Source organism: Pseudomonas sp. WC2401, from assembly GCF_041200115.1.
Taxonomy (GTDB): domain Bacteria; phylum Pseudomonadota; class Gammaproteobacteria; order Pseudomonadales; family Pseudomonadaceae; genus Aquipseudomonas; species Aquipseudomonas fragi.
This window is the reverse complement of sequence record NZ_CP165623.1, coordinates 3,996,067-4,017,697: the sequence shown is the minus strand read 5'-3', so window position 1 is coordinate 4,017,697 and position 21,631 is coordinate 3,996,067. Positions and strand designations below refer to the sequence as shown.

Annotated in this window: 24 protein-coding genes; all 24 read left to right on the top strand. The window is 58.4% G+C overall.

Features of this window, described 5'->3' with window-relative positions; all coding sequences use genetic code 11:
- Positions 1–28: 28 nt before the first annotated feature.
- The 24 genes from fliL to AB3G35_RS18330 all read left to right on the top strand — a co-directional run bounded on the left by fliL (position 29) and on the right by AB3G35_RS18330 (position 21,631).
- A complete protein-coding gene (gene fliL / locus AB3G35_RS18445; RefSeq protein WP_369781906.1) occupies positions 29–520 on the top strand; it encodes a flagellar basal body-associated protein FliL in 492 nt (163 codons plus the stop codon).
- A 9-nt stretch (positions 521–529) separates the two neighbouring features.
- Entirely contained in the window at positions 530–1,498 is a 969-nt protein-coding gene (gene fliM, locus AB3G35_RS18440) for a flagellar motor switch protein FliM (protein ID WP_016781566.1), read from the top strand.
- 53 nt (positions 1,499–1,551) lie between these two features.
- Positions 1,552–2,016, top strand: a complete 465-nt coding sequence (gene fliN / locus AB3G35_RS18435; protein ID WP_016781565.1) for a flagellar motor switch protein FliN — start codon at positions 1,552–1,554, stop codon at positions 2,014–2,016.
- Positions 2,016–2,450: a flagellar biosynthetic protein FliO gene (gene fliO, locus AB3G35_RS18430; RefSeq protein WP_340079516.1), complete on the top strand. Its 435-nt coding sequence runs from the start codon at positions 2,016–2,018 to the stop codon at positions 2,448–2,450. The genes fliN and fliO overlap by 1 nt, the downstream gene beginning before the upstream one ends.
- The gene (gene fliP / locus AB3G35_RS18425) at positions 2,450–3,193 is read left to right on the top strand and encodes a flagellar type III secretion system pore protein FliP (RefSeq protein WP_016781563.1); all 744 of its coding nucleotides are present in this window, start codon (positions 2,450–2,452) and stop codon (positions 3,191–3,193) included. Before fliO ends, fliP begins: the two co-directional genes overlap by 1 nt.
- A 3-nt stretch (positions 3,194–3,196) precedes the next feature.
- Positions 3,197–3,466 (top strand): flagellar biosynthesis protein FliQ, encoded by a 270-nt coding sequence (gene fliQ, locus AB3G35_RS18420; protein ID WP_016781562.1) that lies wholly within the window; start codon positions 3,197–3,199, stop codon positions 3,464–3,466.
- On the top strand, positions 3,467–4,249 hold the full coding sequence (fliR, locus tag AB3G35_RS18415; protein ID WP_016781561.1) for a flagellar biosynthetic protein FliR: 783 nt from the start codon (positions 3,467–3,469) through the stop codon (positions 4,247–4,249).
- Positions 4,250–4,255: 6 nt separating this feature from the next.
- Entirely contained in the window at positions 4,256–5,392 is a 1,137-nt protein-coding gene (flhB, locus tag AB3G35_RS18410; protein ID WP_016781560.1) for a flagellar biosynthesis protein FlhB, read from the top strand.
- 412 nt (positions 5,393–5,804) lie between these two features.
- Entirely contained in the window at positions 5,805–6,341 is a 537-nt protein-coding gene (locus tag AB3G35_RS18405; RefSeq protein ID WP_050901277.1) for a fimbrial protein, read from the top strand.
- 62 nt (positions 6,342–6,403) lie between these two features.
- Entirely contained in the window at positions 6,404–6,964 is a 561-nt protein-coding gene (locus AB3G35_RS18400) for a fimbrial protein (protein ID WP_369782756.1), read from the top strand.
- Complete coding sequence (locus tag AB3G35_RS18395) at positions 6,965–9,508, top strand: outer membrane usher protein (protein WP_369781905.1); 2,544 nt, start codon at positions 6,965–6,967, stop codon at positions 9,506–9,508.
- 40 nt (positions 9,509–9,548) lie between these two features.
- On the top strand, positions 9,549–10,265 hold the full coding sequence (locus AB3G35_RS18390) for a fimbria/pilus periplasmic chaperone (RefSeq protein ID WP_369781904.1): 717 nt from the start codon (positions 9,549–9,551) through the stop codon (positions 10,263–10,265).
- Positions 10,258–10,866, top strand: a complete 609-nt coding sequence (locus tag AB3G35_RS18385; protein ID WP_106116577.1) for a fimbrial protein — start codon at positions 10,258–10,260, stop codon at positions 10,864–10,866. The genes AB3G35_RS18390 and AB3G35_RS18385 overlap by 8 nt, the downstream gene beginning before the upstream one ends.
- Positions 10,867–10,875: 9 nt before the next feature.
- Positions 10,876–11,370: a fimbrial protein gene (locus tag AB3G35_RS18380; RefSeq protein ID WP_016781554.1), complete on the top strand. Its 495-nt coding sequence runs from the start codon at positions 10,876–10,878 to the stop codon at positions 11,368–11,370.
- 13 nt (positions 11,371–11,383) lie between these two features.
- Positions 11,384–11,863: a fimbrial protein gene (locus AB3G35_RS18375; protein WP_106116578.1), complete on the top strand. Its 480-nt coding sequence runs from the start codon at positions 11,384–11,386 to the stop codon at positions 11,861–11,863.
- 11 nt (positions 11,864–11,874) lie between these two features.
- On the top strand, positions 11,875–12,423 hold the full coding sequence (locus AB3G35_RS18370) for a fimbrial protein (protein WP_134049002.1): 549 nt from the start codon (positions 11,875–11,877) through the stop codon (positions 12,421–12,423).
- A gap of 39 nt (positions 12,424–12,462) precedes the next feature.
- A complete protein-coding gene (locus AB3G35_RS18365; protein WP_134049000.1) occupies positions 12,463–13,404 on the top strand; it encodes a fimbrial protein in 942 nt (313 codons plus the stop codon).
- Between the two features lie 51 nt (positions 13,405–13,455).
- Entirely contained in the window at positions 13,456–14,412 is a 957-nt protein-coding gene (locus AB3G35_RS18360) for a fimbrial protein (protein WP_369781903.1), read from the top strand.
- Between the two features lie 433 nt (positions 14,413–14,845).
- Positions 14,846–15,787 carry a fimbrial protein gene (locus tag AB3G35_RS18355; protein WP_134048998.1) on the top strand — a complete coding sequence of 314 codons (942 nt, stop codon included), beginning with the start codon at positions 14,846–14,848 and terminating at the stop codon, positions 15,785–15,787.
- Between the two features lie 125 nt (positions 15,788–15,912).
- On the top strand, positions 15,913–18,042 hold the full coding sequence (gene flhA / locus AB3G35_RS18350) for a flagellar biosynthesis protein FlhA (protein ID WP_029611494.1): 2,130 nt from the start codon (positions 15,913–15,915) through the stop codon (positions 18,040–18,042).
- A gap of 11 nt (positions 18,043–18,053) precedes the next feature.
- Positions 18,054–19,376 carry a flagellar biosynthesis protein FlhF gene (gene flhF, locus AB3G35_RS18345; protein WP_369781902.1) on the top strand — a complete coding sequence of 441 codons (1,323 nt, stop codon included), beginning with the start codon at positions 18,054–18,056 and terminating at the stop codon, positions 19,374–19,376.
- A 119-nt stretch (positions 19,377–19,495) separates the two neighbouring features.
- A complete protein-coding gene (fleN, locus tag AB3G35_RS18340) occupies positions 19,496–20,323 on the top strand; it encodes a flagellar synthesis regulator FleN (RefSeq protein WP_016781547.1) in 828 nt (275 codons plus the stop codon).
- Positions 20,323–21,063, top strand: a complete 741-nt coding sequence (fliA, locus tag AB3G35_RS18335; protein WP_016781546.1) for an RNA polymerase sigma factor FliA — start codon at positions 20,323–20,325, stop codon at positions 21,061–21,063. The genes fleN and fliA overlap by 1 nt, the downstream gene beginning before the upstream one ends.
- A gap of 196 nt (positions 21,064–21,259) precedes the next feature.
- Positions 21,260–21,631 (top strand): chemotaxis response regulator CheY, encoded by a 372-nt coding sequence (locus tag AB3G35_RS18330; RefSeq protein WP_162939305.1) that lies wholly within the window; start codon positions 21,260–21,262, stop codon positions 21,629–21,631.

The following is a 21,631-nucleotide window of genomic DNA, read 5'->3' as shown; positions in this document are numbered from 1 at the left end:
AAAAACCCCAAAGTGACGGATTATTGGCATGGCGACGAGCGACGCGGTAAATGAACCGGCCGGCAAGGGCAAACTCAAGCTGATTATCCTGATCGTCGTGGCGGTACTGCTGGCGATCGGCCTTTCTGTGGGCGCGACCTGGTACTTCATGCAAACCTCCAGGAGCGAGCCTGTGGCTGCGGCCGATGCCAACGTCAAGTTGCCCGCCATCTACGAGCCTATGGCCCCAGCCTTTGTGGTCAATTTCAACGCCAATGGCCGCCAGCGCTACATGCAGGTGAGTGTGACCCTGCAGGCGCGCGACCCCGCCGATCTCAAGGCGCTGATGGTGCATATACCGGTGATTCGCAACAACCTGGTGATGCTGTTCTCCGGGCAGACCTTTGACGACCTCGCCACACCTGTTGGCCAGGAAATACTGCGCCAGAAAACCACTGCCAGCGTGCAGGAAGTAGCGCAAAAAGAGCTCGGCAAAGTGGTTATCGACCAGGCGCTGTTTACTAACTTCGTATTGCAGTAGGACCACGACATGGCCGTGCAAGACCTGCTGTCCCAGGATGAGATTGACGCGCTGCTGCATGGCGTCGATGACGGTCTGGTACAGGCCGAAACCGCTGCCGAGCCCGGCAGTGTCAAAAGCTACGACCTGACCAGTCAGGACCGTATTGTCCGGGGGCGCATGCCGACCCTGGAAATGATCAACGAACGTTTCGCCCGCTACACCCGCATCAGCATGTTCAACCTGCTGCGCCGCTCGGCGGACGTGGCGGTGGGCGGGGTGCAGGTGATGAAGTTCGGCGAGTATGTGCATTCGCTGTATGTGCCCACCAGCCTCAACTTGGTCAAGATCAAGCCGTTGCGCGGCACCGCGCTGTTTATCCTCGACGCCAAGCTGGTGTTCAAGCTGGTGGACAACTTTTTCGGTGGCGACGGCCGCCACGCCAAGATCGAAGGCCGTGAATTCACCCCCACCGAACTGCGCGTGGTGCGCATGGTGCTGGAACAGGCTTTTATCGACTTGAAGGAAGCCTGGCAGGCGATCATGGAAGTCAACTTCGAGTACATCAACTCCGAAGTTAACCCCGCGATGGCCAATATCGTCGGCCCCAGCGAAGCCATTGTGGTGTCAACCTTCCATATCGAACTCGACGGCGGTGGCGGCGACCTGCATGTGACCATGCCTTACTCGATGATCGAGCCCGTGCGCGAAATGCTCGACGCCGGTTTCCAGTCCGACCTCGACGACCAGGACGAACGCTGGAGCAAGGCCCTGCGCGAAGACGTGCTGGATGTCAGTGTGCCCTTGAGTGCCACCGTGGCCCGTCGTCAGTTGCGCCTGCGCGATATCTTGCATATGCAGCCTGGCGATGTGATCCCCGTCGAGCTGGAAGACGAACTGGTGATGCGCGCCAATGGCGTACCGTCGTTCAAGGTCAAACTGGGCTCGCACAAAGGCAATCTGGCCTTGCAAGTGGTTGAGCCCATCGGGCGGCGCTAGGCGTCGTACCCCAAGAATTTGCTGTGCCAACGAATGCTCGCCGAGGACTCCCTATGGCTAACGAACACGATACAACTGCTGCAGACCAGGCGCTGGCCGATGAGTGGGCTGCCGCGCTGGAAGAAACCGGTGATGTCGGCCAGGCCGATATCGACGCACTGCTGGCAGCCGATGCCGCGACCAAGCCGGCCTCCAGCCGCCTTCCGATGGAGGAGTTCGGCAGCGTGCCGCGCAATAACCAGCCGGTGACCCTGGACGGCCCCAACCTGGACGTGATCCTCGATATCCCGGTGTCCATCTCCATGGAAGTGGGCAGCACCGACATCAATATCCGCAACCTGCTACAACTAAATCAGGGCTCTGTGATTGAGCTTGACCGTCTGGCCGGTGAACCGCTGGACGTGCTGGTTAACGGGACGTTGATTGCGCATGGCGAAGTGGTGGTGGTCAACGAAAAATTCGGCATTCGTCTGACTGACGTGATCAGCCCGAGCGAACGTATCAAGAAGTTGCGCTAATGAAACGGTTATTGGCTGCTGTTCTGGCCTGGCCCCTCAGCGCTCTGGCCGCGGAACCCGTGACCAGCGCCGCTGCGGTACCGGCGGCAGGTGGCGGGGTCGGCGCACAGCTGACCCAGTTGGTATTGGGGTTGCTGCTGGTGCTGGGGCTGATCTTTGCCCTGGCGTGGCTGCTGCGCCGCGTTCAGCGGGCCGGGCCGCAGCAGGGGCAGTTGATCGAGCTGATCAGCTCGCGGGCCCTGAGCCCGCGTGACCGGCTGGTGCTGGTACAAGTGGGCAACGAGCAGATCTTGCTCGGCCTCACGCCGGGCCGCATCACCCCGCTGCATGTGCTCAAGGAGCCGCTGGTGTTGCCTGAGAGCACGCAGCCGGCCACCCCGGAATTCGCCCGCCGCCTGATGGAAGCCCTGGGCCAGCAAAAGGACAAGCCTTGATGCGTTTTGTTGTCGCACTGTTGTTGGCACTGGCCGCGCCTTTGGCGTTTGGGGCTGATCCGCTGTCGATCCCGGCGATTACCCTGGGCACCGGGGCCAATGGCCAGCAGGAATATTCGGTTAGCCTGCAAATTCTCCTGATCATGACCGCGCTGAGTTTTATCCCGGCGTTCGTCATGCTGATGACCAGTTTTACCCGGATCATCATCGTCTTTTCAATCCTGCGTCAGGCCCTGGGCTTGCAGCAAACCCCGTCCAACCAGATCCTCACCGGTATGGCGCTGTTTTTGACCATGTTTATCATGGCGCCGGTGTTCGACCGGGTGAACAACGACGCTTTGCAGCCCTATCTGGCCGAAAAACTCACCGCCCAGGATGCAATCCTCAAGGCCGAAGTGCCGATCAAGGACTTTATGCTGGCGCAAACCCGCAGCAGCGACCTTGAGCTGTTTATGCGCCTGTCCAAGCGTACCGATATCGCCACCCCGGATGCCGCGCCCCTGACCATTCTGGTACCGGCCTTCGTGACCTCGGAGCTTAAAACCGCGTTCCAGATCGGCTTTATGATCTTTATCCCGTTCCTGATTATCGACCTGGTGGTCGCCAGTGTGCTGATGGCGATGGGCATGATGATGCTCTCGCCGCTGATCATCTCGCTGCCGTTCAAAATCATGTTGTTTGTGCTGGTGGACGGCTGGGCGCTGATTATTGGCACCCTGGCCAGCAGTTTCGGCGGAGTTTAGCCCATGACCCCGGAAGTGGCGGTAGACCTGTTTCGCAACGCCCTGTGGCTGACCACCATGATGGTCGCGGTATTGGTGATCCCCAGCCTGCTGGTGGGCTTGCTGGTGGCCATGTTCCAGGCCGCGACCCAGATCAACGAACAAACCCTGAGCTTCTTGCCACGCTTGCTGGTGATGCTGGTTACCCTGATCGTGGCTGGGCCGTGGCTGGTACAGACCTTTATGGAATACATCCTGCAGTTGTACGGCAGCATTCCGCAGTTGATCGGCTAAATGTCGCTGCTAGCCCTGACAGACGCGCAGATCAGTACCTGGGTCGCCAGCTTTATGCTGCCGCTGTTCCGGGTGGGCGCGCTGCTGACCACCATGCCGATCATCGGCACCACCCTGGTGCCCAAGCGCATCAAGCTGTTTCTGTCATTGGCCATCACCCTGGCGATCATGCCCAGCCTGCCGCCGTTGCCCACCGTCAACCCGCTGGATTTGAGCGGCCTGCTGCTGATTGCCGAGCAAATCATCATCGGCGCGCTGCTGGGGTTGTCGCTACAGTTGTTTTTCCAGGCCTTCGTGGTGGCCGGGCAAATCGTCGCAATCCAGATGGGCATGGGCTTTGCGTCAATGGTCGACCCCGCCAACGGCGTCAACGTGGCCGTGATCGGGCAGTTTTTCACCATGCTGGTCACCTTGCTGTTTCTGTCCATGAACGGTCATTTGGTGGTGTTTGAAGTCTTGACCGAGAGCTTCACCACCTTGCCGGTGGGGGGCGGATTGCTGACCAACCACTACTGGGAAATTGCCAACAAACTGGGTTGGGTGCTGGGCGCCGCGTTGCTGCTGGTGCTGCCGGCCATTACTGCGCTGCTGGTGGTCAATATTGCCTTTGGCGTAATGACCCGGGCCGCGCCGCAACTGAACATCTTTGCCATCGGTTTTCCACTGACCCTGGTGCTGGGCATGGTGATCCTGTGGATCAGCATGGCGGACATTCTCAACCAGTATCAACCGCTGGCCTCCGAGGCCCTGCAGTTTTTACGCGAACTGGCACAGGCGAAGTAGAACGCTATGGCAGAGAGCGAGAGTGGCGCCGATAAAACAGAAGACCCCACGGAGAAACGCAAAAAGGACTCCAGGGAAAAGGGTGAAATCGCACGCTCAAAAGAGCTGAACACCCTGGCCATCATGCTTGCAGGTTCCGCAGGTTTGCTGATTTTTGGCGGCGCCCTGGCCCAGGACATGATGGAGCTGATGCGCTACAACTTCAGCCTCAGCCGCGACGTGTTGCTGAACCCTGACTCGATGGGCGCATTTCTGTTGCACTCGGGCAAGATCGCCCTGATTGCCCTGCAACCGGTGTTGCTTACCTTGCTGATCGCCGCGCTGGTCGGCCCGATTTCCCTGGGCGGCTGGCTCTTTGCCGCGGGCAGCCTGGCGCCAAAATTCAGCCGCATGAACCCGGCGGCGGGGATCAAGCGCATGTTCTCGGCCAAGGCGCTGGTGGAGCTGCTCAAGGCTCTGGCCAAATTCTTTATCATCCTGATCGTGGCTTTGCTGGTGTTGAAGTCCGACATCGATGACCTGCTGCGCATCGCCCATGAGCCGCTGGAGCTGGCGGTGATTCACAGCCTGCAAGTGGTGGCCTGGAGCGCCTTGTGGATGGCCTGCGGGTTGATCCTGATTGCCGCTGTGGATGTGCCGGTGCAACTGTGGGAAAGCCACCAGAAACTGCTGATGACCAAGCAGGAAGTGCGCGACGAACACAAGGATCAGGAAGGCCGCCCCGAGGTCAAGCAGCGCATTCGCCAGGTACAGCGTGAAATGTCCCAGCGTCGCATGATGGCGGCGATTCCGGATGCCGACGTCATCATCACCAACCCTACGCACTACGCAGTGGCCCTCAAGTACGACCCCGAAAAGGGCGGGGCGCCGATGTTGCTGGCCAAGGGCAGCGACTTTCTGGCGCTGAAAATCCGCGAGATTGGTGCCAAGCACAACATCCTGCTGCTGGAGTCGCCGGCGTTGGCGCGGTCGATCTACCACTCCACCGAGCTGGAGCAGGAAATCCCTGCCGGACTGTACCTGGCCGTGGCCCAGGTGCTGGCGTATGTCTACCAGATCCGCCAGCACCAGGCCGGCAAGGGCAAGCGCCCGGACCCGCTCAAGGACGTGCCGATCCCGCCGGACTTGCGGCGTGACGAGTAAATTGCAGTACCTGTTGTTATTGCAATAGATCATTCTTGAAAGGCTTTCTTGAAAAAGATTTGAATTGAAAATATAAAAGTGTGAATATGCGTTAGATATGTTTTATGCTTTAAATGTTGTTGCGCTTTTATTGTGTTTATCAAGTAATTCTTCTATTAGTCGGGCAAATTCCTACGGCGCTATTTGAATAGCCCTTCTTTTTTATAAAAATTATCCAGATTATCGCTAGTTACTGTCTGACAGTTCGTTGGTTGTGTTCCTGCATCTTTTTTAAACTGTGGCTGTTAATTTCTCCCCGCTCTTTCAATAGGGTGATCGTTATCCCGGTGTGCAGTGCTGCTTTGCACCGGGGCAACTTAACAGCGCAGACCCATACCTATGGGTTTAAAAATGTTTGCATGGGAGATTGTTAATGAACGGTGGACTAAAAACAGCGATGGCATCCATTGCCTTGCTGGCGGTTTCTGTATCGAGTGCTCAGGCGGCGGGAACCGGGACGATCACATTTGACGGGGAAATACTGGAGGCGGCCTGCTCCATCGAGCCTGGCAGTGTCGACCAGACCATCCCCTTGGGCCAGGTTGCCAGCGCGCAACTGGCAACGGGTGGTATCACCAACCCGGTATTCTTCAATATCCAGCTCACCGGCTGTACCTTCGCCACGACCGGATCTGCGCCGGCCAAGACGGTAACGGCCACGTTTACCGGAGCGGCCTCCACTGATGTAACCGGTGCACTGGCCATAACCGGTACAGCCAATGGTGCGGGCATCATGCTGCGCACCGGCAGCGGCGCGCCGATAACACTGGGCACCGCAACCGCTGCACAATCGCTTCTGGATGGCGACAACACCCTGCTGTTTTCCGCCCATATGAAAGGCAAAGCCACCGGCACCATCACGCCGGGTCAGTTCAATGCCGTCACCAACTTCGCCCTGGCCTATCAATAAGCTATTTGCCCTGTTGCCGACCATTTGGCAGCAGGGCAGATGTAAGGGGGATTGACGTGAACATGATCTCAACGTTGGCGACTGTCTTTGGTGGGTGCGCGTTTATTGTCTGGCTTGGTCCGATAGCTGTTGCCCGGGACAACCAAGGTAGCGGGAGTATCACACTTAACGGGCAAATTCTTGAGTCTGCCTGTGCGCTGGATGCAAACAGTGCTTATCAGGTGATTGAACTGGACCCTCTGCCGATGGGGCAACTTATTCGGTTGGGCGAAAGAGCTCCGCGCACATTCACTTTGCGTCTGGTCAAGTGCTTGTTGACCCGTCCCGATCCTTCTCGCCCGGACAGTTACTTGCCCGACTGGCAGCACGTCAGGGTGACGTTTGATGGCCTGCCGGATATGGGCGGGCGGTTTTTTGCCGCCGGGGGGACTGCCCAGGGGCTGGCCCTGCGCATTACCGATATGCAGGGCCAGGACAGCAAACCCGGAGTGCCTATGGCGCTGACGCCGTTGACCGGGGAGGACCAGGAGCTGCGCTATGTCCTGCAACTCGTCGGCAATGGTCGCCCAATGGCTGTTGGCTCGCACCGCGCTGCGGTGCGGTTCCGGCTGGAGTATTTCTAAATGCATTGGTTGTTTACATCGCGCCCGCTGTCTGGCGCCAACCTGATCTTGCGCAGTGGTTTTTTGGGTGGATTGATGTCGATAAGCAGCGCCGTTGTGGTTGCCGATGACATCCAGTTCAACACTGACATTCTCGACCTGAGCGATCGCGGCAATATCGACTTGTCACAGTTTTCCCGCAGCGGCTTCATCTTGCCGGGTACCTACTCGATGCAGGTGCAGATCAACACCCAGTTGCTGGCCGAGCAACGCATCGTTTTTTATCCGCCCGACGATGACGTCAAAGGCAGCCAGGCTTGCCTGGCGCCCGCTCTGGTCAGCCAGCTTGGCCTGAAGGAGGGCCGGGAAGCAGAACTCGCCTGGTGGAAGGCCGGCGAGTGCCTGGATATTCGCAGCCTGCCGGGCATGGAGGTCAGTGGCGATTTAAGTACCTCCACCCTCTATATCTCTCTGCCCCAGGCCTACCTTGAATACAACGCCTTGAACTGGGACCCTCCAGCCCGCTGGGATGAAGGCGTGCCGGGCATGCTGATGGATTACAACCTGACCGCACAGTCCATCAGCCAGAAAGACAGCTCGCGGCGCACCAACCTGACCGGCAACGGCACGTTCGGTGCCAATGCCGGGCCGTGGCGGTTGCGCGCCGACTGGCAGGGCCGTATCGATGACGAGCAGATCAACCGCGAGCAGCGCCTGGAGTGGAGCCGTTTCTATCTCTACCGGGCATTGCCGTCAATTCGCGCACGCATGACCCTGGGTGAGAACTACCTGTATTCGGACCTGTTCGACAGCTTCCGCTTTACCGGTGTTGCACTCAACTCCGATGACAACCAGTTGCCTCCCAACCTGCGTGGCTATGCGCCGGAAGTGGTTGGTGTTGCCAGGACCAATGCCAAGGTGGTGATCAGCCAGCAAGGCCGCGTGCTCTATGAAGCACTGGTGGCGGCGGGGCCGTTTCGCATTCGCGACCTCAATGACGCCGTTACCGGCACCCTGGATGTTCGGGTTGAAGAGCAGGATGGCAGCGTGACGACCTTTACCGTCGAGTCGGCGAGCATTCCCTACCTCACACGGCCCGGCACCGTGCGCTTCAAACTGGCCGGCGGGCGACCGTCCGCGCTGCATGATGGCGGGCAGGGCAGAGCCTTTGGCACGGGTGAGTTTTCCTGGGGGGTCAGCAACGGCTGGTCGCTTTATGGTGGCGCGCTCAGTGACAACAACTATAACGCGCTGTCACTGGGGGTCGGGCGCGACCTGCTGGCCTTTGGCGCGTTGTCACTGGACGTTACCCGTGCCAGCGCCACGCTGCAGGACAAGGGCTTTGCAGGCAATTCCTATCGCCTGAGCTACTCCAAAAACTTCGACCAATATGACAGTCAGATCACGTTTGCGGGCTACCGCTTTTCCGATAAAAACTACCTGAGCATAAGCGAGTACCTGAATGCGCGTCATTACGGTGGGGTCGTCGGGGGCAGCAAGTCACTCTACACCGCAACGTTTAACAAGCAGTTTCGGGATGCCGGGCTCAGCGCTTATATGAGCTACAGCAATCAGTCTTACTGGGACCGGCCCACCTCTGAACGGTGGAACCTCTCATTGGCCCGCTACTTCAATATGGGCGCGGTCAAGAACATTAGCCTCTCGCTGAACCTGTTTCACAATCAGGAGCGCAACCAGTACAGCGGTACGAACAACAACAATAACGGCCTGTACCTGACCCTCAGCCTGCCACTGGGGCGCTCGGGGACATTGACCAACAGTGCCAGCAGCTCCTATGGCAAGCACAGCTATTCCACGCGATTCAGCGATCGTCTGGGTGAGCGCAACAACTATCAGCTGTCGGCAGGCAAGAACACGGTCAGCGGCTATTTGAGCCATGCCGGCGATCACGCCGACCTTTCCGTCAGTGCCGCAATACAGCCAGACAACTCCACCAGCCTGAGCCTGTCCGCCCGTGGTGGCGGCACGCTGACGGCCTACGGCGGTGCCGGGCATCGAACTGCCGGCACCGGCGGTACCCGGCTGCTGGTCGACACCCTGGGTGTGGCCAACGTGCCGGTACGCGGTTATGGCTCGCCAACGCGCACCAATGCGTTCGGCAAGGCCGTGATCCCGGATGTCTCGAGCTTTGTGCGCACTGCAGCCAGTGTCGATCTGGACAACCTGCCGGCGAATATCGAGGCAACCGAGTCCGTGACCCAGTTGACCCTGACCGAAGGTGCCATCGGCTACCGCACGCTGCAGGTCATTAGCGGCCACAAGGCGATGGCTCTGTTGCGTCTGCCCGATGGCAGCGCGCCGCCGTTCGGGGCCACGGTAAAGAACGACAAACAGCAGGAAACGGGCATCGTCAATGACGGTGGCAGTGTCTACCTGGGCGGCATCCAGGCTGGCGGGCGGATGGTTGTCAGTTGGGGCGGTGCCGAGCGCTGCACCCTGCTGATGCCTGCCAGCTTGCCGGCTGACGGGCTGGCCAGTGCCCTGGACCTGCCTTGCCAGCCAGGCATGCCTCCCCTTACCGACACGGAGAACCAGACCCCATGACCCTTGATGTTCGCGTTACGCCCTTGATGCTGGTCGCTTTATGCTGGGCCTGCAGGATTACGCCCATGCAGCCATCGGCCTTGATCGCACCCGTGTGGTGTTTGATGGCAGCAAGGAAGCGGTGAGCCTCAATATCACCAACAACAATACTCAATTGCCGTATCTGGCCCAGGGCTGGATTGAAGACGAGCAGGGCAACAAGATCACCACCCCGTTGGTCGTGCTGCCACCGGTTCAACGGCTGGAGCCGGGTAAACGCAGCCAGATCAAGGTGCAGGCCCTGCCGGCCGTCAAGGCGCTGCCCCAGGACAGGGAGACGGTTTATTACTTCAACCTGCGGGAAATCCCGCCCCGCAGTGAAAAAGCCAACAGCCTGCAAATTGCACTGCAGACCCGCATCAAGCTGTTTTATCGACCGGCTTCCATCGTCCCGGGCCAGCAGGAACAGGCTGATCCCTGGCAGCAACAACTGACCCTGACCCGTGAAGGCGAGCACTACCTGGTCAACAACCCAACCCCGTACTACGTCACGCTGATCGATGCCCGGCGCACGAAGGCCGATCAGACAGCGGCGGATTTCGAGCCGCTGATGGTCGCCCCCAACACTTCCTCGACGCTGGGGCCAACCGTCGCGGCTTTGGGTACGACCCCGGTATTGACCTATGTGAATGATTACGGCGGGCGTCCGACCCTGCTTTTCAAGTGCAGTGGCAATACCTGCCAGGTGGACGTCAAGGCGTCCCAGGCCAATGAGTGACAGTGCCGTGCGCCGCCGGGAGCGCCTTGTGATGCCTTGTCGGGGCAGGGTCCTGGGTTGTCTGCTGCTGGCCCTGCAGGCCGTGCCGGGGTATGCGGAGATTGAAGGCATGAGTGGCGTGCTGCTTGTATCGGGCGCGTTGACCAATTCCCCCTGTGTACTGGACATGACCTCGGCGGATCAGGCCATCGATCTGGGCAGTGTGCCGCGCAATCAATTGTTGCAGCCGGGGGATGAAGCTTCGCCGGTGGCCTTTCAATTGCGCTTTGTCGATTGTCGGCGCGCCTCGGGAAGCCTCCTTAACGAGCGCACCGGCAACCTGGTATGGAGTGCCTACCAGCCTGTGGTTTCCGTGGCTTTTCTGGGCCAGGCCGACCCGGATGACCCGCGCCTGCTCAAGGTGCGGGGCGTTACCGGGATGGGCTTGCGCCTGACCGATGCCCTTGGCCGCGACGTACGTCTGGGTGGGCGCGGCGAGCCTTTGTTCCTGGATCGCGGCAGCGACACCCTTACCTGGCAGGTACGCCCCACGCGTACCCGTGCTGCGCTGGCCAGTGGTGCGTTTCGCGCCACTTTGGATTTCAGGCTTGTGTATGAATGAGGTGAAACGATGATCAAGCCATTCATGGCGCGCCTGGCCATCGCCTGTGGCGCTGCACTGCTGCCCTTGTGCGAAGGGGCCATGGCACAGGTGAGTGTGTACATTCGCGGGGTGATACTTGCGCCGCCGCCGTGCGTCATCAACGCCGGCAGCACGCTCAATGTCCCGTTCGGTGACGACCTGATGACAACCCGCATCGATGGCGTGAACTACCGCCGGGGCGTGCCTTATACGCTCACGTGCGGGCCGCAGCCCTCGAACAACATGAAAATCACCTTGCAGGGCACCGGGGCCGGGTTCGGCAGCGCGTACCTGGGTACCAGCAAAAGCGACCTGGGGATCAAGCTGCTATTGAACGGTGCGGCCTGGCCTCTCAACAATACCGTGAACTTCACCTATCCCACCTTGCCGGTGATAGAGGCCGTTCCGGTGAAAAAACCTGGCAGCACACTGACGGGCGGGGCATTTTCTGCCTCCGCGACGTTAGTGGTTGCCCTGCAGTAAGAAGGATCCGTACATGAAACCCTGGCAACAGTCTGTTTTGTTTGCAGTGTGCGCTTTTGCCCTGGGCAGCAGCGCACTGGCAAACCTCAGGTTTGATGGCACGCTGATAGAGCCACCGCCCTGCACAATCAACAGTGGCGGCACTATCGTCGTCGACTTTGGTGATGTCGGCGTCAATAAAGTCGACGGTGTGAATTACCGAAAAACCGTGGCTTACACCCTCAACTGCACGGCGGGTACGTTGCCCTGGGAGATGTTGTTAAAGGTGCAGGGCGTAGCCACAACCTTTGATTCATCGGCCGTGGCCTCCAGTGTGTCTGGCCTGGGTATCAAGATTCTGCGTAACGGTGTGCCTTTCACCCTGAATACGCCCCTGCTGATAAACCCGGCATCGCCACCCGTGCTGGAAGCCGTACCGATCAAAAGTGCCGCGAGCACCCTGTCGCCGGGCAGTTTTTCGGCTTCGGCGACGCTGCTGGCCTACTACCAGTGAGGAGGGGGTGTATGCATATTGAAATCAAAACGGGTTATGGGTACGCCCTGGCATTGCTGGTGGGCATGCCATTACTGCTGCCGGGCACCCTGGAGGCGGCGGACAACCTCAACTTCAGGGGCGTGCTGGTGGCGGATGCCTGCACCCTTCGCCCGGGCGATGAGGCGGTGGAGTTGAACCTGCGCGATGTTTCCAGCAAGTACCTGTACTTGAACACACGCACCCTCGGCTTGCCTTTTCAGCTGCACCTTGAGGGCTGTGACACCACAGTCGGCAGCTCTGTGACGGTGACGTTCGGCGGCAACGAAAGCCTTGTGTTGCCTGGGCTGCTGGCACTGGACAGCGGCAGTAGCGCTACCGGCGTTGCAATCGGCATCGAAACCCCTGCTGACAGGCCATTGCCCCTGAATACGGCCAGTGACGAGCAAGTACTGGCTAACGGCAACAATACAATTGCCCTCAAGGCTTATATCAGGGGTGAACCGCAGGCCATTGCCAATCAGTCAATTGCTGCCGGAACGTTCAGGGCAACGTCGACGTTTACATTGCATTACCCGTAGCCTGTTGTTCTATAAATTGGTTGAGTAGTTAGGGTTTATATGAAATATCTTTCTGTTTTTTTATTGATGTTGTTTGTGCAGGTTTCGAATGCCGCGCAGTGCAGGGTTGATGGTCAGCAATGGGTGGATGTATATAACGGAGCTATCACTGTGGATGTCAACGTTTATCCTGTACAAGGCTCAGGATATATGATTTTTGCGGGATACACTTTGGAATGCAGGTATACTCCTGGTGGTACGACGCCGAGTAACAACAAGGATTACTGGCGCTTTACAAATGGGGGGCTGACCCCGGGTGCTAAGTTTGGACAGCATATGATGGGCTTGCGTATTGCGGGCGTTAACTACCCTAGGCCTGTGAATACGTCTCTAATCATAGCGACGATGGTGGATAATTATGCAGGTGTTGATTTAAATACCTATATGTATATGTACGCCAAGGGGGCTCCAGGTAAGCCTATCGATGTTCGGGTTGGAGATATTCTGGGGACCCTACATTTCTGGCAAACCAACAACACGTCGAATCCTGACAGTAATGTTAATGTGTATATTCGGGCAGCCAATGATTTTTTCTTTGAGCCATCAACCTGCACCATTAATAATAATGTGCCCATTGTTGTTGATTTTGGGATGGTGGAACCTCTAGCGATCGGCGAAAGCCCGGGTAGCTCATTGTTTCAAAAGACCACGCGGCTGGATTACGCTTGCCCTGACTCTGATATTGACTCGGCCATTACTATAACCTTGAAGGGTAATGGTGCAGGGTTCAACTCGAATGTCCTGGCGACGAGTAACCCTGACCTTGGGGTGGGATTAATGCGTGGTGGAGTATTGGTGCGTCCAAATGGTTTTTTCATGACCTCGATTGCCAGTAGTGCAGGTTCGGACGATGTAACGTTCTCCTTGGTACGCAAACCGGGCAGCCTTCCTGCTGCAGGGCCTTTTACAAGCAGTGCAACACTTGTTATGGGAGTGCCCTGAATTCTGAAAACAGTAAATTGATGCCGATCATGGTTTGGGGCGGAGACCACTATGAAATGTCTCACGGGTTTTATTTTACTGCTCTTGATGCAAGATGTTTTTGCGGCTCATTGCCGGGTGGATGGCGGCCCCTGGGTCGATATGAAAACCAGCCCGCTGGATGTGCTAGTTGACCTGCGGTTGGATAAAGACGCAGGGAAGGTAACCATGAGCGGTTACTCGGTACGCTGCATGCATGGCTTTCCAGGTTGGTATCCTGATTCTCTCAAGCAGTACTTTTCAACGACGTCCGGTGGTTTGATTCTAGGGCCGGCCGTCATGGATTACGGCGCCGGGATGGATATTCTTGGGAGTTATTATCCCTGGCCGGTAAGTGCCGGTCGTTATTTGGCCTTGCATGATCGTCTGACACCGATCGTCGATCTGCCGGTCAAGGTTTATTATGTTATTCCTTCGGCGCCGGACAAATATATCAAGATCAAACCGGGGACGTTCCTCGCCGTTGTTCTGTTGGATGTGACGTACAACTTCAATTCGCCGGATTATCCTGCGTACCGGATGCGCATTAACCTGATAGCCCGCAATGGCGTCGACTCCAGCCCCTCAACCTGCGTCATCAACAACAACTTGCCCATCAATATTGATTTTGGCAGCGTAAACCCGGCGGCGATGGGTACGAGTATCTTCGATACGCCGTTCAAGAAAAATTTTCGTCTGAGGTACGATTGTGTCGGGCCCAGTGTCAACTCGCTCATTGCCGTCAAATGGCAGGCGATACCTTCTGCGTTTCACCCGTACGCCATAACCACGAGCAAGCAAAACGTCGGGGTTCAGCTGTTCCGCACCGACAGCAGCGCTTTGGTGGGGCCGGGCGGGGAGATCAGGGACACCATCACAAACAGCACAGGCTCGACCGACATCGCCTTCGCCCTGGTCAAAAAAACGGGCACCTTTCCTGACGCCGGGCCCTTTACTGCCAGTGGCACCCTGACCCTGATGCTGCCCTGACCCGGCCGCACAAACCTTGCAAGCTTGCAATATGGCCATTTGCCGAAGTTGGAAGGTTTCTTGCGGAGGCAGGCTCTACGGCGCATATGGCGTTAAAAGTTTGCTAAAGGTTTGTCGCAATGTCATTGGATCGCTCTCAGTTAGTCAACACCGCGCGCAGCGGTCTGGCCGGCCTGAGCCAGGGGTAGTTGGGTGTGCCGCTGCTGCGGGTGTGCGCCTATGACCTGCGGCCGTTGAATATGACAAGTAATAAGCAAGTGTTAAGCCGCGGCAATAATATTATTGCAATTAAAGCGCTTGTCAGGGAGGAACCACAAACCATCACGGATAAGACAATAGTGGGCGGAGCTTTTACTGCTGCTTCGACGTTCGCATTGGACTACCCATAAGAAAGCACCGCTCTGGGGCGCTGATTATTATAGAGGTGACTGATATGAGATGGTTGACTGGGCTTTTTTTCTTGATGCTGGTTCAAGCGGTCAGTGCGACGGAGTGTCGTGTGAATGGGGGTGCCTGGTACAATGCGGATACCACTCTTTTTGGCGCCTATGTCAGTGTTGCTGCGGACCTTGCTACAGATAAAGTCTCGCTGGCTGATTACACTTTAGAGTGTCATTCTGGCAATGTGTTATATAATGAAACCATATCGACGGCTCAAGATGCCGTTATGCTGTACCCGGGATATGGCCATCTAGCGGGTGGTCTCAGGGTGAACCAAGATTATCCCATACCCGTGCCTGGCGGTATTGTTCTGTCTGTGCAAAATAATTATGAACCTCCGGTTACAGTGCGCGGAGAGCCCTATTTGAAAATTACGAGAGCCCCGGGCAAGTATGTTCAGATCAGGTCAGGGGATCAGATTGCTGCGGTTAAATATCAGGTGGTTACTCGATTTAACGCTCTCGAAGTTAATCGGTTTGACTTTTGGCTCCGTCTGTATGCGAAAAATTCACTCAACTTAAGTCCATCGACGTGTACGCTCAATGATGACAAACCCATTGACATTGATTTTGAAGCGGTGGAGTCGCTTAGCGTGACCGAAAATAATCCGTTCTCTACGCCCAACAAGAGATCCTTCGCAATGAGCATGTCATGCCCAGATCTGGGTATCACTACGCCCGTAGATATTTCGTTAATAGGGATGGCCTCTTCCTTCAACTCAAATGGACTTCTCTTGAGCAATCCTGATCTCGCTGTTGTTGCGTATAGAACTACGACCCATCAGATGATACCTCCGGGAGGTTCGTTCAGCGGGACTATTACCAATAGCTTTGGAGTGGACTATGTCACCTTTGCGCTTGTGCGCAAGCCCGGCAGTTTTCCCGCCGAAGGCCCTTTTACAGGTAGCGCTACGTTGGTCATGAGCGTGCCCTGATGCTGGCGACTCCCAGGCAGAAACCTGTTTAGTGGCCAATGGCCAAAGTTGGAAGGTTTCTTGCAGAGGCAGGCTCTACGGCGCAGATGGCGTCAAAAGTTTGCTAAAGGTTTGTCGCAATGTCATTGGATCGCTCTCAGTTAATCAACACCGCGCGCAGCGGTCTGGCCGGCCTGGGCCAGGGGCAGTTGGGTGTGCCGCTGCTGCTGCTGGTGATGCTGGCAATGATGATGTTGCCCATCCCTGCGTTTCTGCTGGATGTGTTCTTTACCTTCAACATTGCCCTGTCGATCGTGGTGCTGCTGGTGTGCGTATACGCCCTGCGGCCCCTGGATTTTGCGGTGTTCCCCACCATTCTGCTAGTCGCCACCCTGATGCGCCTGGCGCTCAACGTTGCTTCCACGCGGGTGGTGATGCTCCACGGCCAGGAGGGCCACGCCGCCGCGGGCAAGGTGATCCAGGCCTTTGGTGAGGTGGTGATCGGCGGTAACTATGTGGTGGGTATCGTGGTGTTTGCGATCCTGATGATCATCAACTTTGTGGTGGTGACCAAGGGCGCCGGGCGTATCTCCGAGGTCAGCGCGCGTTTTACCCTCGACGCCATGCCCGGCAAGCAAATGGCCATTGATGCCGACCTCAACGCCGGGCTGATCGACCAGAACCAGGCCAAGCTGCGCCGTCAGGAAGTGGCCCAGGAGGCCGAGTTCTACGGCTCCATGGACGGTGCCAGCAAGTTTGTGCGCGGTGATGCCATCGCCGGTCTGCTAATCCTGTTTATCAACCTGATCGGCGGCATGGCGGTGGGGATTTTCCAGCACGGCATGAGCTTCAGCGAGGCGGGCAAGGTCTACGCGCTGTTGACCATCGGTGACGGTTTGGTGGCGCAGCTGCCTTCGCTGCTGCTGTCCACGGCGGCGGCGATCATGGTGACCCGGGCTTCAGGCTCCGAAGACATGGGCAAGCAGATCAACCGTCAGATGTTTACCTCGCCCAAGGCGCTGGCTGTCTCGGCAGGCATCATGGCCATCATGGGCATTGTGCCTGGCATGCCGCATTTCTCCTTCCTCAGCCTGGCGGCTGTCGCCGGTGGCGCCGCGTACCTGATGTGGAAAAAACAGAACGTGGTCAAGGTCCAGGCTCTGCAGGAGGTCAAGCGCCAGCAGGAACTGCTGCCATCGCCAGCCCGCGCCCAGGAAACCAAGGAGCTGGGCTGGGATGACGTTACGCCCATCGACATGATCGGCCTGGAAGTGGGCTACCGCCTGATCCCGCTGGTGGATCGCAACCAGGGCGGCCAGTTACTGGCGCGGATCAAGGGCGTGCGTAAGAAGCTGTCCCAGGATTTGGGCTTTTTGATGCCCACCGTGCATATCCGCGACAACCTCGACCTGGCCCCCAGCGCCTATCGCCTGACCCTGATGGGGGTGATCCTGGCCGAAGCCGAGATCTACCCCGATCGCGAAATGGCGATCAACCCGGGGCAGGTGTTCGGCACGCTCAACGGGATTACCACCAAAGACCCGGCCTTTGGTCTGGAAGCGGTGTGGATTGAGGTCAGCCAGCGTAGCCAGGCGCAATCGCTGGGCTATACCGTAGTGGACGCCAGTACCGTGGTGGCAACGCACCTCAATCAGATTCTGTACAAGCACTCCCACGAACTGATCGGTCATGAAGAAGTGCAGCAGTTGATGCAGTTGCTGGCCAAGTCCTCGCCAAAACTGGCCGAGGAGCTGGTGCCGGGTGTGTTGAGCCTGTCGCAATTGCTCAAGGTGTTGCAGGCCTTGCTCGCCGAACAGGTGCCGGTACGGGATATCCGCAGCATTGCCGAAGCCGTCGCCAACAATGCCCACAAGAGTCAAGATACTGCCGCTTTGGTTGCCGCGGTGCGTGTGGGGCTGTCCCGTGCCATCGTGCAAAGCATTGTAGGCGTTGACTCCGAGCTGCCTGTGATCACCCTGGAACCCAGGTTGGAACAAATATTGCTCAATAGTTTGCAGAAGGCCGGAGTTGGCCAGGAAGAGGGCGTTTTGCTGGAGCCAAGCATGGCAGAAAAGCTCCAGCGCTCGTTGATCGACGCTGCTCAGCGCCAGGAGATGCAAGGCAATCCGGTTATCTTGTTGGTGGCAGGCCCGGTACGCGCGATGTTGTCGCGCTTTGGCCGTCTGGCGGTGCCCAACCTGCATGTGCTGGCTTACCAGGAAATTCCTGACAATAAGCAGGTCACGATCGTTGCGACAGTAGGCCCTAACGGCTGAGGGTTTGGTTTATGCAAGTGAAGCGATTTTTCGCCGCCGATATGCGTCAGGCCATGAAGCTGATTCGTGATGAGCTGGGGGCTGACGCCGCCATTATTGGCAACCGCCGCATCGCCGGGGGCGTCGAGTTGACCGCGGCCCTGGACTACAAGCTGTCCGCGCTGGCACCCCGGGTGCCGAACATTGAGCTGGAAGAAGAGCTGCGCAAGACCCAGTCGCGGATCGTCTCGGCCCAGGCCGAGTTGAGCCTGCGCGGGGAGGGCGAGGCCGCAGCGGGAGATAACCGCCAGTTGTTTGCCGGTTTGCCGCTGACCGCTGCCGAGCCGTTGATCGAGCCGATCCTTGAAGAACCGCCGCGCCCGGCACCTGCGCCGCCCGCGCCGACGGTCGATCAGCGCGCTTTTGACAATATGCGTCATGAGCTCAACGGTTTGCGCGAATTGCTGGAAGTACAGCTGGGCTCGCTGGCCTGGAGCCAGTTGCAGGACGCCAAGCCGGCCCAGGCCAATCTGTGGCGGCGCCTGCAGCGCATCGGCCTGTCGGGGCCGTTGTCCCGTGATCTGCTGGCGCAAGTGGCGGGTATCGAGGAGCCGCGCCAGGCCTGGCGGATGCTGCTGGCGCATCTGGCGCGGATGATCTCCACCCCCGAGCTGGAGCCGCTGGAAGAAGGCGGAGTGATTGCGATGGTAGGCCCGGCGGGGATGGGCAAGACCACCACCCTGGCCAAGCTGGCAGCCCGTTATGTGCTCAAGTACGGCGCGCAGAATATCGCCCTGGTGAGCATGGACAGTTTTCGCATTGGCGCCCAGGAGCAACTCAAGACCCTGGGGCGCATTTTGAATGTGCCGGTGACCCATGTGGCCCCCGGCCAGTCGCTGGGCCAGACCCTCGAACCGCTGGTGCGCAAGCGCGTGGTGCTGGTCGATACCGCGGGCCTGCAAGCCAGCGATCCGGCGTTGCGCCTGCAGCTCGAAAGCCTGGCCGGGCGCGGGATCAAGGCCAGGAATTACCTGGTCTTGGCCACCACCAGCCAGAAGCAGGTGCTGACGGCTGCGTACCTCAGTTACAAGCGTTGCGGGCTGGCCGGTTGCATCCTCACCAAACTGGATGAAACCGCAAGCCTGGGCGAAGTGTTGAGCCTGGCGATCAGCAACGACCTGCCGGTGGCGTACCTCACCGACGGCCCGCGGATCCCGGACGATCTTCATCTGCCGCGGCGTCACCAGTTGGTGAGCCGGGCAGTGAGTGTGCAAATGCAGGAAGAACCCAGCGAAGAGGCCATGGCCGACATGTTCGCTGATATCTACCACAGCCCGCCCAAACGGGTTGGCTGAGGTCGTCAAAATTACGTTGCAATGTACCTACATCGGCTGGTCTGAAGGTGTTGTTCCACTGGGGAACGCGCAGCCAACGCATGTAGCCGCGTCTAAGTAAGACAAGGTAAAGAAAGATCATGGGCAGCATGCATCCCGTACAGGTGATCGCAGTGACCGGCGGCAAGGGTGGCGTCGGTAAAACTAACGTGTCAGTCAACTTGTCCATCGCATTGGCCGAGCTGGGCAGGCGCGTTCTGTTGATGGACGCGGACCTTGGGCTGGCGAACGTCGATGTTTTGCTGGGCTTGACCCCCAAATTCACCCTGGCTGATGTGGTCGAGGGTCGTTGCGAGCTGCGCGACGTATTGCTCCAGGGCCCCGGCGGGATCCGCATCGTGCCGGCGGCTTCGGGTACCCAGAGCATGGTGCACCTGAGCCCGGCGCAGCATGCCGGTCTGATCCAGGCCTTCAGTGACCTGGGCGACAACCTGGATGTGCTGGTAATCGACACCGCCGCCGGGATCGGCGAGTCGGTGGTCAGTTTTGTGCGCGCCGCCCAGGAAGTGCTGCTGGTGGTGTGTGACGAGCCGACCTCGATCACCGACGCCTATGCGCTGATCAAGCTGCTCAACCGCGACTACGGCATGAACCGCTTCCGCGTGCTGGCCAATATGGCCCAGAGCCCGCAGGAAGGGCGCAACCTGTTCGCCAAGCTGACCAAGGTCACCGACCGCTTTCTCGATGTAGCCCTGCAGTATGTGGGCGCCGTGCCCTACGACGAATGTGTGCGCAAGGCGGTGCAAAAGCAGCGCGCTGTGTACGAAGCGTTCCCGCGTTCCAAGTGCTCTCTGGCGTTCAAGGCCATTGCGCAAAAAGTCGATACCTGGCCGTTGCCCGCCAACCCCCGGGGTCACCTTGAGTTCTTTGTCGAACGTCTGGTGCAGCAGGCAGGGGGGCGCTTTTAATGACGGCCAGCGGTTACCGCATGTACAGCAAGTCGTCGCGCGACAGCCAGTACGAACTTATCGAGCGCTATGCGCCCCTGGTCAAGCGCATCGCCTACCACCTGCTGGCGCGCTTACCAGCCAGTGTGCAGGTGGACGACCTGATCCAGGCCGGCATGATCGGCCTGCTCGAAGTCTCGGGTAAATACGACGCCAGCAAGGGCGCGAGTTTCGAGACCTACGCCGGTATCCGCATCCGTGGCGCGATGCTCGATGAGGTGCGCAAGGGTGACTGGGCGCCGCGCTCGGTACACCGCAATACGCGCATGGTCAGTGACGCAATCCGGGTAATTGAAGCAAAAACCGGTTGTGACGCTAAAGATCATGAAGTTGCGGCCGAACTCCAGTTAAGCCTTGATGATTATTACGCCATCTTGAATGACACCCTGGGCAGCCGCCTGTTCAGTTTTGATGACCTGTTGCAGGACGGCGAACATGAAGGGCTGCATGAAGATGGCGCAAGTGCCCATACGGAGCCGTCGCGCGACCTTGAAGACGAACGCTTCCAGGCTGCGCTGGCCGATGCGATTGCACACTTGCCCGAGCGTGAACGGCTGGTGCTGGCGCTGTACTACGACGAAGAACTGAACCTCAAGGAAATCGGCGAAGTGCTGGGGGTCAGCGAATCCCGTGTCAGCCAGTTGCACAGCCAGTGCGCGGCCCGCTTGCGGGCACGTTTGGGACAGTGGCGCGCGCACTAGGGTCCTTGATACCTGTGGGAGCGGGCTTGCCCGCGATGGGGTCGACGCGGTGAATCAGTAACGCCGCGTCGTCCGCATCGCGGGCAAGCCCGCTCCCACAGTCGATTCTGGCTGTGTTTGAAAACGAATTGATTGAATGACGCGTTCAGCAGATGAGCGCGTTAAAGACTGCTTGGAGGTCGAATTGGACAAGAACATGAAAATCCTCATCGTTGATGACTTTTCAACGATGCGGCGGATCATTAAAAACCTGTTGCGTGACCTGGGGTTCACCAACACGGTCGAGGCGGACGACGGCACCACCGCATTGCCGATCCTCAACCTGGGGCATATCGACTTTCTGGTGACGGACTGGAACATGCCGGGCATGACCGGCATCGAGTTGCTGCGCCATGTGCGTGCCGACGAAAAACTCAAGCACTTGCCGGTGCTGATGGTGACCGCCGAAGCCAAGCGCGAGCAGATTATCGAAGCGGCCCAGGCCGGTGTTAATGGCTATGTGGTCAAGCCGTTCACGGCTATCGCACTCAAAGACAAAATCGAAAAGATCTTTGAACGCATCGGTTGA

Coding starts and splice junctions, on each gene's coding strand:
- fliQ (WP_016781562.1), top strand. CDS start 3,197: ATGACCCCGGAAGTGGCGGTAGACCTGTTTCGCAACGCCCTGTGGCTG.
- AB3G35_RS18360 (WP_369781903.1), top strand. CDS start 13,456: ATGAAATGTCTCACGGGTTTTATTTTACTGCTCTTGATGCAAGATGTT.
- fliP (WP_016781563.1), top strand. CDS start 2,450: ATGCGTTTTGTTGTCGCACTGTTGTTGGCACTGGCCGCGCCTTTGGCG.
- AB3G35_RS18390 (WP_369781904.1), top strand. CDS start 9,549: ATGCTGGGCCTGCAGGATTACGCCCATGCAGCCATCGGCCTTGATCGC.
- AB3G35_RS18400 (WP_369782756.1), top strand. CDS start 6,404: ATGATCTCAACGTTGGCGACTGTCTTTGGTGGGTGCGCGTTTATTGTC.
- fliN (WP_016781565.1), top strand. CDS start 1,552: ATGGCTAACGAACACGATACAACTGCTGCAGACCAGGCGCTGGCCGAT.
- AB3G35_RS18395 (WP_369781905.1), top strand. CDS start 6,965: ATGCATTGGTTGTTTACATCGCGCCCGCTGTCTGGCGCCAACCTGATC.
- fleN (WP_016781547.1), top strand. CDS start 19,496: ATGGGCAGCATGCATCCCGTACAGGTGATCGCAGTGACCGGCGGCAAG.
- AB3G35_RS18375 (WP_106116578.1), top strand. CDS start 11,384: ATGAAACCCTGGCAACAGTCTGTTTTGTTTGCAGTGTGCGCTTTTGCC.
- fliA (WP_016781546.1), top strand. CDS start 20,323: ATGACGGCCAGCGGTTACCGCATGTACAGCAAGTCGTCGCGCGACAGC.
- flhF (WP_369781902.1), top strand. CDS start 18,054: ATGCAAGTGAAGCGATTTTTCGCCGCCGATATGCGTCAGGCCATGAAG.
- fliR (WP_016781561.1), top strand. CDS start 3,467: ATGTCGCTGCTAGCCCTGACAGACGCGCAGATCAGTACCTGGGTCGCC.
- fliM (WP_016781566.1), top strand. CDS start 530: ATGGCCGTGCAAGACCTGCTGTCCCAGGATGAGATTGACGCGCTGCTG.
- AB3G35_RS18385 (WP_106116577.1), top strand. CDS start 10,258: ATGAGTGACAGTGCCGTGCGCCGCCGGGAGCGCCTTGTGATGCCTTGT.
- AB3G35_RS18380 (WP_016781554.1), top strand. CDS start 10,876: ATGATCAAGCCATTCATGGCGCGCCTGGCCATCGCCTGTGGCGCTGCA.
- flhB (WP_016781560.1), top strand. CDS start 4,256: ATGGCAGAGAGCGAGAGTGGCGCCGATAAAACAGAAGACCCCACGGAG.
- AB3G35_RS18370 (WP_134049002.1), top strand. CDS start 11,875: ATGCATATTGAAATCAAAACGGGTTATGGGTACGCCCTGGCATTGCTG.
- AB3G35_RS18405 (WP_050901277.1), top strand. CDS start 5,805: ATGAACGGTGGACTAAAAACAGCGATGGCATCCATTGCCTTGCTGGCG.
- AB3G35_RS18355 (WP_134048998.1), top strand. CDS start 14,846: ATGAGATGGTTGACTGGGCTTTTTTTCTTGATGCTGGTTCAAGCGGTC.
- fliL (WP_369781906.1), top strand. CDS start 29: ATGGCGACGAGCGACGCGGTAAATGAACCGGCCGGCAAGGGCAAACTC.
- AB3G35_RS18330 (WP_162939305.1), top strand. CDS start 21,260: ATGAAAATCCTCATCGTTGATGACTTTTCAACGATGCGGCGGATCATT.
- AB3G35_RS18365 (WP_134049000.1), top strand. CDS start 12,463: ATGAAATATCTTTCTGTTTTTTTATTGATGTTGTTTGTGCAGGTTTCG.
- fliO (WP_340079516.1), top strand. CDS start 2,016: ATGAAACGGTTATTGGCTGCTGTTCTGGCCTGGCCCCTCAGCGCTCTG.